General features: G+C 48.4%; 17 protein-coding genes and 1 tRNA gene. 13 read left to right on the forward strand and 5 right to left on the reverse strand.

Features of this window, described 5'->3' with window-relative positions; genetic code table 11:
• Positions 1-257 precede the first annotated feature (257 nt).
• Both U2W12_RS01055 and U2W12_RS01060 read left to right on the forward strand, forming a co-directional pair.
• Positions 258-518 carry a transposase zinc-binding domain-containing protein gene (locus U2W12_RS01055; RefSeq protein WP_326498836.1) on the forward strand — a complete coding sequence of 87 codons (261 nt, stop codon included), beginning with the start codon at positions 258-260 and terminating at the stop codon, positions 516-518.
• 561 nt (positions 519-1079) lie between these two features.
• Positions 1080-2858 (forward strand): multicopper oxidase domain-containing protein, encoded by a 1779-nt coding sequence (locus U2W12_RS01060; protein ID WP_326498822.1) that lies wholly within the window; start codon positions 1080-1082, stop codon positions 2856-2858.
• 96 nt (positions 2859-2954) lie between these two features.
• On the opposite strand, the gene U2W12_RS01065 is transcribed toward U2W12_RS01060, so the two are convergent.
• Both U2W12_RS01065 and U2W12_RS01070 read right to left on the reverse strand, forming a co-directional pair.
• Complete coding sequence (locus U2W12_RS01065) at positions 2955-3359, reverse strand: cyclic nucleotide-binding domain-containing protein (protein ID WP_326498823.1); 405 nt, start codon at positions 3357-3359, stop codon at positions 2955-2957.
• Positions 3360-3722: 363 nt separating this feature from the next.
• Positions 3723-3813 (reverse strand) — tRNA-Ser (locus U2W12_RS01070).
• Positions 3814-4178: 365 nt separating this feature from the next.
• On the opposite strand from U2W12_RS01070, the gene U2W12_RS01075 reads away from it, so the two are divergent.
• The 9 genes from U2W12_RS01075 to U2W12_RS01115 all read left to right on the forward strand — a co-directional run bounded on the left by U2W12_RS01075 (position 4179) and on the right by U2W12_RS01115 (position 11946).
• Positions 4179-6329: an adenosylcobalamin-dependent ribonucleoside-diphosphate reductase gene (locus U2W12_RS01075; RefSeq protein ID WP_326498824.1), complete on the forward strand. Its 2151-nt coding sequence runs from the start codon at positions 4179-4181 to the stop codon at positions 6327-6329.
• Positions 6330-6381: 52 nt separating this feature from the next.
• Positions 6382-6651, forward strand: a complete 270-nt coding sequence (locus U2W12_RS01080) for a DUF4160 domain-containing protein (protein WP_326498825.1) — start codon at positions 6382-6384, stop codon at positions 6649-6651.
• A 28-nt stretch (positions 6652-6679) separates the two neighbouring features.
• Entirely contained in the window at positions 6680-6910 is a 231-nt protein-coding gene (locus U2W12_RS01085; protein WP_326498826.1) for a DUF2442 domain-containing protein, read from the forward strand.
• Between the two features lie 64 nt (positions 6911-6974).
• Positions 6975-7661: an NrdJb gene (locus tag U2W12_RS01090; protein WP_326498827.1), complete on the forward strand. Its 687-nt coding sequence runs from the start codon at positions 6975-6977 to the stop codon at positions 7659-7661.
• A 93-nt stretch (positions 7662-7754) separates the two neighbouring features.
• A complete protein-coding gene (locus U2W12_RS01095) occupies positions 7755-8135 on the forward strand; it encodes a GIY-YIG nuclease family protein (protein ID WP_326498828.1) in 381 nt (126 codons plus the stop codon).
• Positions 8136-8711: 576 nt separating this feature from the next.
• Positions 8712-9137, forward strand: coding sequence for a transposase (locus U2W12_RS01100; protein ID WP_326498829.1), 426 nt, complete (start codon positions 8712-8714; stop codon positions 9135-9137).
• Positions 9109-9414 (forward strand): hypothetical protein, encoded by a 306-nt coding sequence (locus U2W12_RS01105; protein ID WP_326498830.1) that lies wholly within the window; start codon positions 9109-9111, stop codon positions 9412-9414. Before U2W12_RS01100 ends, U2W12_RS01105 begins: the two co-directional genes overlap by 29 nt.
• An 831-nt stretch (positions 9415-10245) precedes the next feature.
• A complete protein-coding gene (locus U2W12_RS01110; RefSeq protein WP_326498831.1) occupies positions 10246-10974 on the forward strand; it encodes a hypothetical protein in 729 nt (242 codons plus the stop codon).
• Positions 10975-11574: 600 nt separating this feature from the next.
• Positions 11575-11946: a DUF167 family protein gene (locus U2W12_RS01115; RefSeq protein ID WP_326498832.1), complete on the forward strand. Its 372-nt coding sequence runs from the start codon at positions 11575-11577 to the stop codon at positions 11944-11946.
• 50 nt (positions 11947-11996) lie between these two features.
• On the opposite strand, the gene U2W12_RS01120 is transcribed toward U2W12_RS01115, so the two are convergent.
• Together U2W12_RS01120 and U2W12_RS01125 are read right to left on the reverse strand one after the other, a co-directional pair.
• Positions 11997-12458, reverse strand: coding sequence for a nucleoside deaminase (locus U2W12_RS01120; protein ID WP_326498833.1), 462 nt, complete (start codon positions 12456-12458; stop codon positions 11997-11999).
• Between the two features lie 101 nt (positions 12459-12559).
• Entirely contained in the window at positions 12560-12796 is a 237-nt protein-coding gene (locus tag U2W12_RS01125) for a hypothetical protein (RefSeq protein WP_326498838.1), read from the reverse strand.
• On the opposite strand from U2W12_RS01125, the gene U2W12_RS01130 reads away from it, so the two are divergent.
• On the forward strand, positions 12707-12919 hold the full coding sequence (locus tag U2W12_RS01130; protein WP_326498837.1) for a hypothetical protein: 213 nt from the start codon (positions 12707-12709) through the stop codon (positions 12917-12919). The genes U2W12_RS01125 and U2W12_RS01130 overlap by 90 nt on opposite strands.
• Here U2W12_RS01130 and U2W12_RS01135 read toward each other — a convergent pair.
• On the reverse strand, positions 12857-14647 hold the full coding sequence (locus U2W12_RS01135) for a transglycosylase SLT domain-containing protein (RefSeq protein WP_326498834.1): 1791 nt from the start codon (positions 14645-14647) through the stop codon (positions 12857-12859). The genes U2W12_RS01130 and U2W12_RS01135 overlap by 63 nt on opposite strands.
• A gap of 512 nt (positions 14648-15159) precedes the next feature.
• Between U2W12_RS01135 and U2W12_RS01140 the strand changes: the two genes are divergently transcribed.
• On the forward strand, positions 15160-17190 hold the full coding sequence (locus tag U2W12_RS01140; RefSeq protein WP_326498835.1) for an acyltransferase family protein: 2031 nt from the start codon (positions 15160-15162) through the stop codon (positions 17188-17190).
• Positions 17191-17349 lie beyond the last annotated feature (159 nt).

Below are 17349 nucleotides of genomic sequence, written 5' to 3' on the forward strand. Positions count from 1 at the left end.
CCCGCACCAAGCGAACCGCTCGTTCCCGAAATTCGGGTGAATAATGGTTTGTGGTTTTCTCTTTCATAGCTTCATCTTCTCAAAAGTTGAAGCCTCCATCAAACCCAGGGCGGTTCAAACAGATGAATCAGAAAGAGTCCATATTCTCATTAAAGACATAATCTCAGGCAAAACGACACGTCCGCTTTCAAGCAGTTTTCAGACTCTTAGAAATACAAGGCGAATGACACATTCTCGCGCTCGAGGCGGCGGCGGATATCTTCCGCGCCCACAGACCTGCATGGCGACAGACTCAGCAGACTCACTTAAGCTTGGGTCAACTGAAAGCCATGTCCGCAGCCATCGAACAGTGCCGTACCGCGACATTGGGTGGTTATGTGCTGTGTTGCCCCGCTTGCGCGTATCAGGACATTGTCTACAGCTCCTGCCGCATCCGGCATTACCTGAAGGCCAGGCCAGCGGGGGCCAAAAGTTGGCTGGAAGCTCGGCAGGCTGATCTGTTGCCGGTCGAGTATTAGGGCTTGCTCAGAAAATCATATCCTTTTATAAAATAATCATAATTCTTCATTTTATTAACAATCATGTGCGCGGTTTTTAAACAACATGCGTCAAAAACTGTGCGGATTGTTTGCCTGAATTTGAAATTTGTAAGGCAGCATCATTAAAAATCAGCCAAGGATGCATCTCACATCAATCACTTCCACACCGATCTGTTAGTTTTATGACCGATTGAGGATTTTTGAGCAGACTCTAATTATGAATAGACTCCTTATCATTCTCCCGTAGTTAAAAATGCAAAATTTCTTAACCCGGCACCCTTCGAACAAAGAAAGCCGGCTTTCGGCATCGACTCTTGCTTACGAGCATTGACCCAATCCCGCCATGTAAGCTCCGAAGGTCAAGTTTCGGCATACTGAACTTTTCACCTTACCAACCATCCATTATAATCATTGATTTTATTGATGTCGTGCTTGCCGTCAAGGAAGACTTCGACGTTCTAATTTGTTAGAATCAGTATGGTAATTATACTTGCTCCCCACGGGCGAGTGTTTTATTCGTGTAGTTTTCCGAGGTATTTTATGCAAAAAAAGCTTCTTGCCATTCTTTGTGGCGCCCCCCTGCTCCTTGCGCCTGCGTGGAGCCAGGCCGCCACCGATCTGCCGCCCAACGGAAAAACCGAAATGGGCGCGGTGGAAGAAGTCTGTTCCAACTTCACGGATCCCGAATGGCGCAAGGCCCAGGTCATTGACGGCGTAGATATTCAGGAATCTCTGCTCTGCAACCCGGATAATCCCGCCGAAATCGCCGCCTTTGTAAAAGGCACCAACAACATTTCGATGGACACCCTAATGCAGACCCAGTTGGCCGCCGACGCGATCACGATGTCGGATGACCTGGACGGCGACGGCGACCCTGACAAATACATCATCAAGCTCGAAGTGGCCGAACTAAACGGCCATTCGCCGGATATGAAAGACCCGACTACGACCTTCGATATTGCACCGGGCATTCAACCGACCTTCTGGGTATTCGCGCCGAAAACCCGCGATATGTCGACGCTGAGCCTTTACGAGCCGATTGCAAACCCATTGCTGCGCGCGCCGTCGCCGGTCATTCGCGTCGAACAGAATGACATTATCTGGCTGGTGCTCGAAAATACGCACTACCTACCGCATTCGATCCATCTGCACGGCATCGACCATCCTTATATGGACCATATGGGCAGCGGCAACGACGGCGTCGGCCAGACCAGTTCGATGGACGTGATGCCGGGACAAAAGAAAACCTATGTGATCAAGCCGCGTCAGGCCGGCACGATGTATTATCATTGCCACGTGCAGCCGCATGTGCACATTCCTATGGGCCTGCAGGGCATGTTCGTAATCGAGGAAAACCGCCCGAACAACTGGCCGCAGGTCTTCAACGTTGGCGCGGGCCAAGTGCGCCACCCGTCGGTCGCCATTCTCGAAAAATATAACTCGGAATACGATCTGCATTATCAGTCCGCGGACAAGGAATTACACGAGCTGGCACGATCGGTCAATGATCCGCGCCTGATAGGGAAACGGCTGAATCTGGATTACGACGTAACAGAAGCAAAAGACGACTATTACATGCTGAACGGCCGTTCGTTCCCTTATACACTCCGAGAGTCGCTGGTTGTTTTGGAGCAAGACCAAAAGGTCAAGTTGCGCGTCTATAACGGCACTCAGGAAACGATCGCGGTGCATATACATGGACATAAACCGACCTCGACGCACTACGACGGCGTCGATAACGGCCCGAACGCCTTCATTACCCGCGACGTGCACGGCCTGACGCCGGCGCAGCGTCTCGACCTTGAGCTTTCGGGCGTCGACGACGGCCTACACAGCTTTGGCGAGGGTGTCTGGATGTTCCACGACCATGTCGAAAAAGCCTTTACGACCGATGGTGTCGGCGAAGGCGGAGACATCAGCTTGGTCGTCTATAAAAAATTCCTGGACGAAAAAGGCATTCCGTCGTTGCACGGCATGAGCCTCGCGCCTTATTTCACGAAGGAATTCTGGCAGAGAAAATATCCGATCTGGCAGGATATGGACGCCTGGCACAGCCTCGGCTTTCCCGACGTGAAAGCCGGATATCAACCGGCCAAGAAAGCCGTACAAATCGTTCAGCCTAGTTCGGTCGACTCTCCGGCAAATTCATCCACCACTTCGGCGCAATCTCCAACGACCGCCAATCAGGAAGAATCCTCGGCATTCGGCAAGCTGATCATCGGCTTGTTGCTCGGGCTGTTCAGCTATTGGGCGGTAATCAAGCGGGAATGGTTGCTCGGGCTGTTCAGAAAACTGGTCAAGAACAATCTCTCAAACTGACAGGATGTAAAAAAAGCTTTCCGAGGCTAGGCGCAGGGACGCGCCGATCATTTTCGATCAATCGAGGTAAACCCTAGCCATAATCAGATCGGAATTTTATGCTTCGTTTTCGTTCAAATATAATTGTAGGACGGTTTTAGTTCGGATATTGTTTTGGCGCAAATGCCGCACCAGATTCATGAACATCTCGCGCAATACAAAATAGCCTTTTTCCGGGCTCTGATCCATAAACCTGATCAAACTTGGCCCATCAATTCTGACAATCTCGCAATCAGTCAGCGCGATCACTTCCGCGCTACGCGGCTCACCGTCAAACATCGCCAACTCACCGAAAAAATCATTCTCTCCGAGACGCGCCAGTCCCGCGGACAGTGTGCCTTCGTCCGCTATCATTGATCTGACTTGCACTTCGCCTTGCAGAATAAAATAAACGTCCCGACCTTCGTCGTCTTGTTCCAGAACGATGTCTTGCTTACGGAACACCGTTTTTTCAAAGGGCACTGCATTTGAGAAGAGCGGATCGTCAAGTAAAGTCAATAAATTCATCGCTGCCTTGTTCTTGCATAAGTGAATAATTTGCTTGGATTAATACTAGCAGAATATCCATTAAATTCTTGAGGATTAACAAACGACTTTTCTACCCCCGATCGGCGACGTGGCCTTCGTCGGCATGCGGAGGTTTCATGCTTTACGCGCAGTAGTAAGGATTTGAGAGACGAGGTGGAGATCCGAAGCTTCTTAGATGTGGCCGCAATGACCGGAGTTTTTGACAGGTTTTCTGTCCAATGAAAAGTTAACCAGCTTATTAACTTTTTTGCGCAATTCATCACTCGTAAGTGATGGAATAAAGAAAAAATAGCGAAATGGCGGAGAGACAGAGATTCGAACTCTGGGTGGGCTACAAACCCACGACGGTTTTCAAGACCGCTGCCTTAAACCACTCAGCCATCTCTCCGTAGCCCATTATGATAACCCATGAAGATTTAATTGCAATCCCCCAGGCATAATTTTTATGCCGGGCGCAGCCTCTGCGGTGCTTTTTTCGCAGTTGCCCGGACCAAAATTGATTTTTTTCTCAACCGAATTCGAGTTCCTTTAACTCGCTCCTTGATTCTAAAAGCCTTTTTTCAGCATCTATTTTTTTCCACCAACGCGCTTTCAATCCGGCAATGCATTTTTCTTTTAAGCACTATATGTTGTGTTAATATAAATAATAATATCCACATATGGACATTTTATCGGCAATTAATCATTCGCCTAACTTGCTGATTTAACGTCGTTTTACTCCTCTTTCACCCACGACCAAGCCGAGAGATCGCCATGACCGCACTTCTTCATGTCATCCCCAACACCGTAACCGAAATTCCTTTTCAGGATGCCTCGCTCGACATCTGGGACACCAAATACCGCCTGAAAACCAAAGAAGGCGCGGCAATCGATGCGACTATGGACGAGACCTATCAGCGGATCGCGAAGGCGCTGTCCGAAGTCGAAATCGGCAAGCAGAAGCAGGAGAAATACTACAAGGAATTCCTGTGGGCATTGCGCCAGGGCGCGATTCCGGCCGGGCGTATCGTCTCGAATGCGGGCGCCCTGGAACACAAACCGGCGACGTCGACGATCAACTGCACCGTGTCCGGCACGATCGGCGATTCAATGGACGACATTCTGGCCAAGGTGCACGAGGCCGGACTGACGTTGAAGGCCGGCTGCGGCATCGGCTATGAATTTTCGACCCTGCGTCCGAAAAACGCCTACGTCTCCGGCGCCGGCGCTTACACCTCGGGCCCCTTGTCGTTCATGGACATCTACGACAAGATGTGTTTCACCGTCTCCTCCGCCGGCGGCCGCCGCGGCGCGCAAATGGCGACCTTCGATGTCGGCCACCCCGACGTGGTCGAATTCATCCGCGCCAAGCGCGAAGACGGCCGGTTGCGCCAGTTCAACCTATCGCTGCTGATCACCAAGGAATTCGTCGAAGCGGTCAAGAACGACCAGCCCTGGCCGTTGTCGTTTCCGGTTACCGAGAAGGAAGTCAAGACCGACAAACTGGACCTCAGCGACAGCAAGCAAATCCTCTGGCGCGACCTGCCCGGCAAGGACGGCTACATCGTCAACAACGACGGCCTGGTCGCCTGCCGGATCACCAAGACAATGCCCGCGCGCCGCCTGTGGGACATCATCATGAGCTCGACCTATGATTATGCCGAACCCGGCTTCATCCTGATCGACAAGGTCAACGAGATGAACAACAACTGGTTCTGCGAAAACATCCGCGCGACCAACCCCTGCGGCGAACAGCCCCTGCCCCCGTACGGCAGCTGCCTGCTCGGCTCGATCAACCTGACCCGTTTCGTGGTCAAGCCGTTCACCAGCGAGGCGCATTTCGACTGGGACACTTACCGCAAAGCGGTGCGCATCTTTACCCGCATGCTCGACAACGTAGTCGAAATCAACGGCCTCCCCTTGTCCAAGCAACGCGATGAAATCTTCAGCAAGCGCCGCCACGGCATGGGCTACCTGGGCCTAGGCTCGACCGTAACCCTGCTCGGCATGAAATACGGCGACGCCGAATCGCTGCGCTTTACCGAAGAGGTGACCAAGGTGCTCGCGATCGAAGGCTGGAAGGAAGGCCTGGAACTGGCCAAGGAAAAGGGACCCGCACCGATCATGGAACAACTGTTCATGGTGACCGGCGAAATGCTGCACAAGCGCCCGGAAATGATCGCGGACGGCTACAAGATCGGCGACCAAATACCCGGCAAGGTGCTGCACGCGAAATACAGCCGCTACATGCAGCAACTGGCCGACGTCGAACCCGGACTGGTCGCCGACATCGCGCAAACCGGCTGCCGCTTCACCCATCACAGCTCGATCGCGCCGACCGGCACCATTTCGCTGTCGCTCGCGAACAACGCCAGCAACGGCATCGAGCCGAGCTTCGCGCACCACTACTCGCGCAACGTGATCCGCGCCGGCAAGAAATCGAAGGAAAAGGTCGACGTGTATTCGTTCGAACTCCTGGCCTACCGCGAAATGGTCAATCCGAACGCGATGCCGTACAGCGACGAACCGAGCCAACAATTGCCGTCTTATTTCATCGCCGCCGACGACGTCACGCCGAAGCAGCATGTCGACATTCAGGCCGCCGCGCAAAAATGGATCGACTCGTCGATCTCGAAAACCGCGAACGTGCCGACCGATTACCCTTACGAGGACTTCAAGTCGATCTACCAGTATGCGTACGAAAAGGGCCTGAAAGGCTGCACGACCTTCCGCTTCAATCCGGAAGTGTTCCAGGGCGTGCTGGTCAAGGACAAGGACCTGGAAAACACCACCTATCAATTCACGCTCGAAGACGGCCATGTGGTTGAATTCAAAGGCAACGAAGAAGTCGAATATGACGGCGAAATCCATACCGCCGCGAATCTGTTCGACGCGTTGAAAGAAGGCTACTACGGCAAGTTTTAAAAAAACTTTTCCACGAAGCCAGTCTGTTAAACATCAGATAAAGGTAAAAAGCATGCCAGCCATTTCAATGTTTTATGGAATTATTGTGTATATGTATTTCATTGACAACAAGCAGCACAAATTGCCGCATATTCATGCGAAATACCAAAACGATGAAGTCATTGTCGCCATTCCGGATGGCGAAGCTCTGGACGGCAGCATTCCAAAAGCCAAGATGAAACTTTTAGAAGCATGGATAGAACTCCACAAAGATGAATTGTTAGCAGACTGGCAACTTGCCGTTTCTGGCGAGCAGCCTTATAAAATTGAACCATTAAAGTAAAGCTATGAATCCCCGAGTCAAATCCGTTATGCCAACGGACGATTATCAACTGCTTTTACAGTTTACCGATGGCAAACAAGGGCTTTATGATTGCAAGCATTTACTGAACTTTGGCATATTCAAACAATTGCAAGACAAACATTATTTCAAGCAAGCCTTCGTGAATGACGGCACGGTACACTGGCCCAATGAACAGGATATTTGCCCTGATACGCTCTATCTGGATGCCGCGAAGATTGACGAGATTGACAGTCGATAGTCCATAAGATTATGACAACTGGTGTAATTGAAATCCGTTTTCTACCCTAATATCTGACAAAATCATGACACATAAAATCAGCAAAAAAATCGTCGGCTACAAAGTGCTGACCCAGGAAGACAAGGCCGCCGCCGAACAGACCGCAGTCGAAACGAAACAGCAAGCCCTCGAGCGCATGCACGAAAACGTCGAGCGCCCGGAAGTGCTGGTCGGCTCGACCTACAAGATCAAGACCCCGCAGTCGGAACATGCGCTGTACATCACGATCAACGACATCATCCTGAACCAGGGCACCGAACACGAAGAGCGCCGCCCCTACGAAATCTTCATCAACTCAAAGAACATGGAGCATTTCCAGTGGGTGCTGGCGCTGACGCGGGTCATCTCGGCGGTGTTCCGGAAAGGCGGCGACGCGATCTTCCTGGTCGAGGAATTGAAAGCGGTGTTCGACCCGCGCGGCGGCTATTTCAAAAAAGGCGGCGTGTTCATGCCGTCGCTGGTCGCCGAAATCGGTCATGCGATCGAAGCGCACTTGAAGCACATCGGCATGATCAAACCGGAAGCGATGACCGACCACCAGAAAAAGCTGCTCGACGAGAAACGGCGCGAGTTCGAAGCGCTGCACGGCGCATCCGAAGGCCAGGCTTTTCCCGAAAAAGCCGTGCTCTGCAACAAATGCAGCACCAAAGCGATGGTGATGATGGATGGGTGTATGACTTGTTTGAATTGTGGGGAGAGTAAGTGCGGGTAAGATGACAGCAGGTAATTATCGATAAGTTTATCCGTATATCATGAAAAAAATGAGTGATATACGGATCCGTTTAATAACTTGTTAGGCGCGGCCATGATCTATTTCTTACAGGGCAAAATTACCCGCCGCATAAAAATCGGATTTACGACGCGATTTATTCATAAAAGGATAGGCGCTCTACAAATCGGTTCACCAGATACATTAGTTTTTCTCGGCGCTCATCCTGGTGACAAGAGAACTGAGTACGAATTACACAACAAATTCAGAGAAACTTATTCTCACGGAGAATGGTTTAACGAGTCTCTTGAACTCACTCAATATATCGAGCAATACTGCATTCAAGACATGGAAGTTGCCCATAGCGTTGATTCGCTAGTTTCCGATGGCGTAGCAACTTATGAAAACTTGCTGGGCCTTGATTATAAAGAGATTAACGAAAGCTACATGTCTGACCTTGCTAATAAGCTGGGATAAGAGCCATAGGATAATGGTATGGACTTATGCGGGACGGAGTTTGCAACTCCGTCCCTAACCTTTTTTGCCAACACCAAGATTTGGAAACAAACGAAAAATGGTGTGGACGGGGCAGCATGCCCGTCCGTCCGGCAAGGCAGCCCGGATGGAGTGTAAAAGGAATCCGGGATAATCCGTGCCGCCGAATTCCTGTATTCCGCTACGCTATACACGGGTAGCCAGGTAGGGTATGCATCGCATACCTTTTTAGGTCTGATCCAACGGAACATTTTGAAAATGGTACGCAATGCGTACCCTACGGCGGTTTTCCCTATCGGATCACTTTTTTTCGGAGGCTGTCCTTGTCTGATTATCGCCGCTGTTATGTGCCTGGTGGATCATTTTTCTTTACCGTGGTAACGGAGCGGCGGGCGGGCATTTTGGCGAATGACAGGGCACGGGATTGTTTACGAGCCAGGTAGGGTATGCATCGCATACCTTTTTAGGTCTGACCCAACGGAACATTTTGAAAATGGTACGCGATGCGTACCCTACGGCGGTTCTTACCGTCAAAATGCATTTTTTCGGAGGCTGTCCTTGTCTGATTATCGCCGCTGTTATGTGCCTGGTGGATCATTTTTCTTTACCGTGGTAACGGAGCGGCGGGCGGGCATTTTGGCGAATGATCGGGCACGGGATTGTTTACGAGCGGCGATCCGGTATTGCAGGAGGCAATTGCCTTTTCATGTCGATGCGCTGGTCATATTGCCCGACCACATTCACGCGATCTGGACTATGCCAAAGGATGACGGCGATTACTCCAAACGGTGGGGCATCATTAAAAAACACTTCACCCAACATTGGCTGGCTTTGGGAAATGCCGAACAACCGGTGACGGCATCACGCCTACGCTATCGACGGCGCGGCATCTGGCAACCGCGATTTTGGGAACACGCGCTACGTGACTTCACATCAAGCATGAAGAAATGCATTTATGGCCGCTTTAGAACCAAGAATCTATAATATCGTTCTCCACTTCGACGATTCAAAGTCGTGGAACATGCAGCAGCTATGCAATGATCTAGGGATTACGGCTGAACAACGAGAACCCATTAAGGAAGATGAATGGGGCATAAGAGGGGTGCTTGAATTATGGTTCCAAGAGATTGATGGCAACCATATAACCCTTCACATTCAGAAGAAACATTCACCTCACAAAAAGAAGTATCTTAAAGATTTAGAAGAGTTTTTCTGCGATTTGGACAATCTTGATTACCTCAAGAACTATGAAGAGCTATAAATGGGCTTCCTTCGTCAGCCCATCATCAATCTCTATTCTCCTGCCTCAAAATCAAACTTGCCGTTGTGGCCCCATGTCTCCGGGTAAACGCCAAGCCTTACATAATGATGAAAACTTGAATAAGCCCAACCCGCCGCCTGCTTTACAATGCCATGTTTTACCGGATTCCAATGGATATAATCGACATGCCGGTTAAAATCTTCCTGATCCGTAATCAGATGAGCCGTGTAGGGTGGGTCGTTTTTCTTTACCGTGGTGACGGAACGGCGGGCGAGCGAGTAGCCCGGATGCAGCGCAGCGGAATCCGGGGGCTACACAGAAGCGACCTTTGCTTTTCATGTGGCTTGGCATCGGCGTCATGGTGAGAGTTAAGCGAGCCTAAAGGAGCGCCAGCGGAATCCAGGTTGGGTTTGGACTTTCGGTTTAATCTATTGATTGCATCAGCAAGAGAGGGCGTTGTTATCTCGAAGGTTTGTAGCTTCGATTTTCCCGTATTCCGCTAACGCTGCATACGGGCTACGGGACTGATCGGTAAATTTATAGCGCGTAGACAGGGATGAACGCGCGAATCCCAGCGAAACGCCAGCCTATTTATCCGGCACTCGTAAGCTTTAATAATACACAATCAAACAAACCGTTCCCGGGGGATGTATTCATGCCAAATAGTAATGTCCGCTATCATTATTTTGAAAATAATAGTCCGCACGACTCAACAACATCGCCGGGTCAGCTTATTACAAGCCTGAAAAGGGCGCTCGGTCAGTAAGTGCTTCGCGAGAAGTTCGTTTGCAACCTGTGAATAGCAAATCAATGACTTAGAGAGCTCAAGAAATGCCAATGAACTTGTTGCTATTCACTTACTACCGTGACCGAGGCACTCAGGATCTTGGTGTTTATGTTGGAATTACTCATGATCCTGAAGCGCGTTTTGCACAACATCAAGCCAAGATGGCTGAATTAGGCTACAAGGAATGGGAAGAAATGATAGTAGTGTACGGCACTTATTCGCTGGCTTTCGCCATCCAGGTAGAAAACGAGATGATAAAATATTTCGAGCGCCACAATGTTTATAGCAAAATTAAATTCAACACGAAAGGCCCGCAATATTTCGGTAATCAGAGTTTTTCGCTTTATCTGTTGGTTAAGAATATTTCCTTAATACCACTTCTCCGAACCGTCAATACCGGTCTTAAAGACCCCAATGATGCCTATGTTACCTATTGGCCTGAAGATCGCTGTAGTGGGCATTACAATTCTCAGTTGATTGATACACTGAAGCGCAGGGTCAAAAAGTACGCCGAAAAGCAAAAAACGATATACATCGGAATGACCAATGATCCTCATCGTCGTCTAAGTGAACACTACAGTTCCAAGGATATTGACGGGATGATCGTACTTTACGAATCAAATTCTCTCGATTATGTTGCCAAGACGGAAGCTGTGCTGATCGAATATGCAAAGAAAAATTTGTCCGCCAATTGCATCAACGATAAGTCGAGCCTAATGCTGAACAGCCCTTATTTCTATGTCTATTTTTTGTTTGACCGGGGTCGTCCTTGATCTGCAATGCGTTCGTGGAATAGGCCCGCAAGCCTTCCGTACTTTGGATGAAGCCAGGCTTTCCGGATGTCATAAGGCGGGTAGTTACGCATGGCTCGCCTAATTTTGACAGGACCGTAGGGCGGATTCGCGCCAGCAATCCACCGAGAACGGAGACAGGCTTCGAAATGGCGGATTGCCTTCGGCGAATCCGTCTTACATCCATAGGATTATGAAAGGTGGTGAAGGGTTTTCTCTGGCTGCGGCTTTAGCTTATTTTTTAAGTTTTATTATGTAAGAGAGGATATAAAATACGGCTACACCAGAAAAAATGAAAATCCAAGCATGAAGCGAGACCAAGCTCCAAATAACATCCACTAAGAAAAAAAGCCCAACAACAGAGATTACCTTCTTAAGGAATGGTTTTTTGGTTTTATTATGGCTTCGTTTTTCCACCAGCTTATTGAAAATGCGGATTACGGTACAGAGAAAGCATAAGCCTGGGCGCCTGGGGACAAAAAACTATTTTCTACTTGTATAATCGATTTGCGATCATGTAGTCGCTTGCAGGACCATTGGTTGGACCGATTTACGAAGCCCATCATTCACGACCAAAACGCTGTGGCAAAACCGAAAAAAACAAAATCAAAATCCGAAGGCAACTCCGGGCGCAAAGGCTTGGCGATAGACTCTTTTTGCGCCTGGGATGGCGACATCCTGGTGCTGAACATTCTCGGCACGCCGAGCGCAAACAAGGATGCCATCGGCAAGCCTAAAGGCCATCAACTGAAAGTGAGTGTCACCGCCGCGCCAGTCGGGGGCAAAGCAACCGATCATATGGTTCGATTCCTGGCAAAAGAATTCGGTGTCACCGTCAATGATATTGAAGTGGTGTTTGGACGATTCAATGTCAATAAACAATTACGGATCCAGTCGCCTAAACAGCTGCCATCCGTGATCAACAAGCAATTGTCCCAAGAGCAAGCCGGGTAGCCATATGGGATGCGCCTGACTATGTCACGTCCGTATGACATGACCCCGAATTACACGCCGATATCCTCGTTCCAGAGCGTCGGGTGATTGCAAATGAACTGTTTCATCACCTCGATGCAGCGGGCATCCTGGAGTACGTCGACGATGACGCCCCGACTCCGCAGCAACGCCTCTTCGCCCATAAAAGTGATGTTTTCGCCGACGACGACATGAGGAATTCGGTAAAGCAGGATAGCGCCTGTACACATAGAGCAAGGCGAAAGCGTCGTGTACAGAATGCTCTGCGTATAAACGGACGCCGGCAACCGGCCCCCATTTTCGAGGGCATCCATTTCGCCGTGCAGGATCGCACTGCCGCGCTGAACCCGGCGATTATGGCCTCGACCAATGATCTTGCCCCGATGGACGAGGACTGACCCGATCGGGATTCCGCCTTCCGCGAGCCCGGTTTCCGCCTCGGCGATGGCTTCCATCATGAAAGGGTCCGCATTGACGGTGGGAGTAGAAGGCATTTGAGTCACCTTGAAGAATAAGTGAAAATTAGCTGGGCTCGCTCCATAAAATGTCCTGAATACCAGAATCGTATCTATCGAAAACGATGAGGTTCCTAACATTACCATATCCTGCGCGCTGATGCTCCCGCATTCGGCGCGGCATACGGGATTAACTCGACCACTTCTGAGAATCCATGATATAGATCAGTATCCTTTACCCAAACCACCCAGGCAGGCGTTTCGGCTTGGAACAGGGCCTCGACGGCGTGATTCCAGGCAGCGAAGCCGCCTATATCGTAATGTGTCATTTTTTGTTCGACTCGGCGGAAGACTTCGTGGCCGCTTTCACGCCTCACGCCGCAGTCCTCCAAGACGATAGCCAAAATACACCAATATCGGGCCAGGCAATCCAGCCCTTAAACCAAGGGCTGCCCCATAACAGTCAGTATGCTTTGTTCGCCATCCACGTTGAGCGATAAAAAGGGGGTTGCAAATTTCGGCAGATCAGAGGGGTTTCTGAACACTAACTCGCTGACCAAAGACAGTGACGGATCATATAAATCCCTGTCGGCTTGCGGTTTTTCTTTCAGGACAATGCTTTTCAGAGGCAAAGCGGGTTCCGACATGAATCGGGCTATATTCGCCAAACGCTGGCGAAGTTCGTTCGCATTACCCGGCGGCATCAAAAAAGCATAAGAACGCTTGCGCGATAAGGTGGAGCCGAGATAACTGGGATTGAGCCTGCAGAATTGATCATGCTTTAAATTAGCCAGCCTGGCGATAGTGCTGATTTCTTTTTCCGCCAGATAGTTTACCTCGAATTCATGGTCAATTTGGACTTTGACAAAATACGGCTCATTTTTAATCGAAGGCAGTTTGATGCCATAGTTGGCCGGATGGGAGAAGATTTTGGATAGCGCCAGCAAGCGGGGGACATAATTCTGCGTTTCTTCGGGTAAAGTTAACGACCAGAAATCGGCTGGTAAACCTTCGGCCAGATTATGGCTGATCGCATTATCTACAGTCGCTTGTCCTGAATTATATGCCGCTAAGGCGAGCAACCAATCACCGTTGAAATGATGATTTAAACCGCTGAGAAAACGAATGGCCGCTTGTGTAGATTTTGGAATATCAAGCCGTTCGTCATAATTATGGCTTTGTACCAGATTGTAATCCATGCCGGTGCTGGGAATGAATTGCCATAGCCCTTTCGCTTGTTTAGCCGACTCGGCCGTGGGCTGATAAGCGCTTTCAACGATCGGAAGCAAGGCCAGTTCCAATGGCAATCGATATTGACTGAGCTTTTCGACTATATGATAAAGGTAGGGATGCGCACGTTCGGCCACACGATAAAGAAAATCAGGATTTCGGGTGTAGGCCGCGATGAATTTATCGATGCGATCATTTATCGCTGCTTGTTGACTTTGCTGTCCGCCCCGGACATTCTGTTTTTCGGGAAAGTTTTCTTTGGGCTTTTGTTGTTTGCTATTAGCCTTGATCGCGGCCAATTGCCGCTCGTCACAGGTCGAGGCAGATTTTTCCGACTCATCCGCGCGCATGGATTTGGATAATGCGGTTAAAAACTGATAGCGGTTGAGCCTGCTAGCCGATTCCGATAATTCCTTGTTAGGTTTCGTCTGGTTAAAATCAGGGCGAGCATCCGCTATTTTCAATCGTCCCTTCAGTTTAACTAAAGCTGGTTCGCTATCCTCCGTTTCGGGTGCGTTTGCTTTATGCCTCTTAACTGAAGGCGGGGGCGTGCAGTTGCTCTCGGTTGTTGCCGAGGGTTTCGCACCCAAGAGTTTCCGGCCAAGCTCTGTATAGTGATGCTGGTCCAATTTCAGACGGCCTAATTCGGTATAACGATGAACAGGCGCGATTGCTGTTTGCGGAGGACCGTCGAGTGCAGACTGCGAATAGCGTGCTATCCCGTCAGAATCCTGGCGCATTTTCAGAATGGACGTGGAAGAATTGGAATGAAGCGTGACAGCCTTCGATCCAGAGCGTTCGTGATTTGCTGGATTTACAGGAGTGGGACTTGGGATTTTCATTCCTGAGCGAATACGCCCCCACACATCGATCGTGCTGGCGGATGCCGTTTTTTTGGCATGCGCCTTGTCTTTGGATGTGGCGGCGTCAGCTCCGGGAACATAACCGAATAAGAAGACGCCAATGGCAATTGTTAATACCAACAGTAATGATCGCATAGCCGTTACCTCATCGCATAGACCCTGGCTGTGGCGGCTTGGGTTATTCAAGGACCATGCTTTTTAGATAAAGGTGGGTAGGCTAAAAAGCGGCCATTGGCTAGAGTAGTGCAAAAAATATTTGCCCATTACTTTGCATTGTATCGACAAAACCAAAAATTACATACGTTTTATTTACAAGGATAAGGCGGATTCGCTTTACGACTGCATGGATGCAGGAGGTGGAGCAACACAGGAGGGGGCCTGAATCATCGGAACACTTTGAAAATGGCGCACGATGCCTACCCACGGCTGGGTGCATTTCGAGATTAATCCCCTTCTCTTGCCAAACCGTTTATTAATCTTAATAATATTGAGGATTTAGGCCTCCGCGCTGACTTTGCGGCACTTCCCTGTTCCCAAATAATTCTAACTAATAGAGCCATAAGATGGTCTGAGGCAGGAAGCCCATCAGTCGCGAACGACCCGACGGGCTTCCTTCGTCAGCCTATCTAATCAACCTATCAAAGATTTTGGCACGTAAACCGATTCATAACTCATCCGATAAATTCAGGATTAAAGAATTAAAAGCAATGGATATAAAATATAGACCGGAAATAGATGGCTTAAGAGCTTTAGCAATTATTTTGGTATTTCTATCTCATTATGTCAATTTACACGGCGGATTCGTTGGCGTGGATGTTTTTTTTGTCATATCCGGCTATCTGATTACATCGATCATCGCGAACCAGCATCAAAAAAGCCAGTTTAAAATATCCGATTTTTACAAGAGAAGAATAAAACGCATTTTCCCAGCCTTAATAACGGTTTTATTAAGCTGCTTTTTATTCGGCTGGTTCTCGCTGCTCTCTTCGGAATACCAAAACTTAGCTCTCCACATATCCAGCGGCTCGATTTTTTTATCAAACTTTCTCTTACTGAGTGAAGTCGGATATTTCGATGTGTCCAGCGAATTCAAGCCTTTGCTCCACCTTTGGTCTTTAAGCATCGAAGAGCAATTCTACATCATCTGGCCAGCCGTCATTACACTCTGCATTAAACTGAGATTTCCGATCAAAAAAACGCTGCTGGTATTTATTATAGTTTCATTCGCATTCAATCTATATGAAGCCGAAATAAGCAAAAATGCAGACTTTTACTTGCCGGTAACAAGGTTTTGGGAACTGGCGTTGGGCGGCATACTATTTGGCGAAACATTCAATAAAACTTCAATAAGAAACCAAGCCATAGGCAATATACTTCCTGTTCTGGGTACATTATTAATACTTTCCTGCCTTCACTTTGTCGATAAATCACGCAACTACCCAAGCTGGCCGGCTCTATTACCTACTTTGGGAGCGGCACTCATAATCATATCGCCCAAAAACAACCTTTTCAATAAATATGTTTTAGGTTCAAAGCCTTTAGTTGCGATTGGATTAATAAGCTATCCACTATACTTATGGCATTGGCCTATAATATCTTTTTTGCGCATTATTTCTGAAGAAACCAGCATTAAGTCTTGGCTAAAAATTGTAGCGACCTTGTTGAGCTTTACCTTAGCCTATTTGACTTACCGGTTTATCGAGACGCCCTTGCGATTTAGCGCTAAACCCTATACGTTGTGGGGCTTGATTTCAACGATGGCGTTAACGGGGAGCCTCGGCTACTATACTTATCATAATAATGGATTTGCCGGACGATTCCCTGATGCCGAAGCCAACGCAAAACAATTCAAACTGATGAGCCAGGGCAATCTGAACGCCATTAAAAAAATAGATTGCTCAAAGTTCTCAATTCAAACCGGCGATATTGCATGTTTTATCAGCAATCCTCAATTAAAACCGACCCTTATCGCTATCGGCGACAGCCATGCCGTGCATAACACCATGGGCCTTATCGATGACTTCAACAAATTAAATCAAAACTTCTCAATCATTTATCAAGGCGGTTGCTTACCCTACATTAATGTTCAAGTCTTTAGGGGCGAGACCGAAACCTGCAGTAAAAGCATGCAGCAAGCCTTGGATTTTTCCATCCAAACACAAGAAATAAAAACTGTTTTATTAGCTAGCCGCGGCTCTTGGTATATAAACGGAAAAGATTTCCAATCCAAGCTGAATGGTTTCAAAATTGGCATTCTCGGCAACGATTCTATTCAAGATAGCACAGAAATTTATTATCAGGGTCTCCGCAATACGGTTTCCAAACTGCTTAGTTCGGGTAAGAATGTTATTCTCGTCGTCGACAATCCTGAACTCGGTTTTAATCCCAAACACTGCGCTAAAACTCGCCCATTCAACATAGTTGATAATTTCAATGCGGAATGCGCACAATCGATTCATGATTTAGATGAAAATGACAAAGCGTACAAATCAATCATTCAGAAAGTCATTACCGAGTTTCCAGCCATGAAGGTCTTTGATACTAAAAAGTATTTATGCGACACTGAAAAGTGTTATGCAAAAATTAATAACAATATCTTATATTCAGATAAAAATCACTTATCTGCCGCAGGTTCTGCTTTTATTGGCGAAAAGTTTCTTCATGATATTGAGTTTTAATTGAAAAGGAGTGAGTCAATGCCGTTAAAGACCATGCACTTATAAGTGTCTCGCAGAAAGTTGATTGGCGTTAAACTAAAAGCTTTTTAGAACCAGCAGGAAACAGAGTTGGCAAGGGTTGCCCGATTAGAACTATCAGAAAACGATGACGCATGTTTG

Origin of the sequence: Methylomicrobium sp. Wu6, assembly GCF_035916875.1 — a bacterium.
In the GTDB taxonomy this organism is placed as follows: domain Bacteria; phylum Pseudomonadota; class Gammaproteobacteria; order Methylococcales; family Methylomonadaceae; genus Methylomicrobium.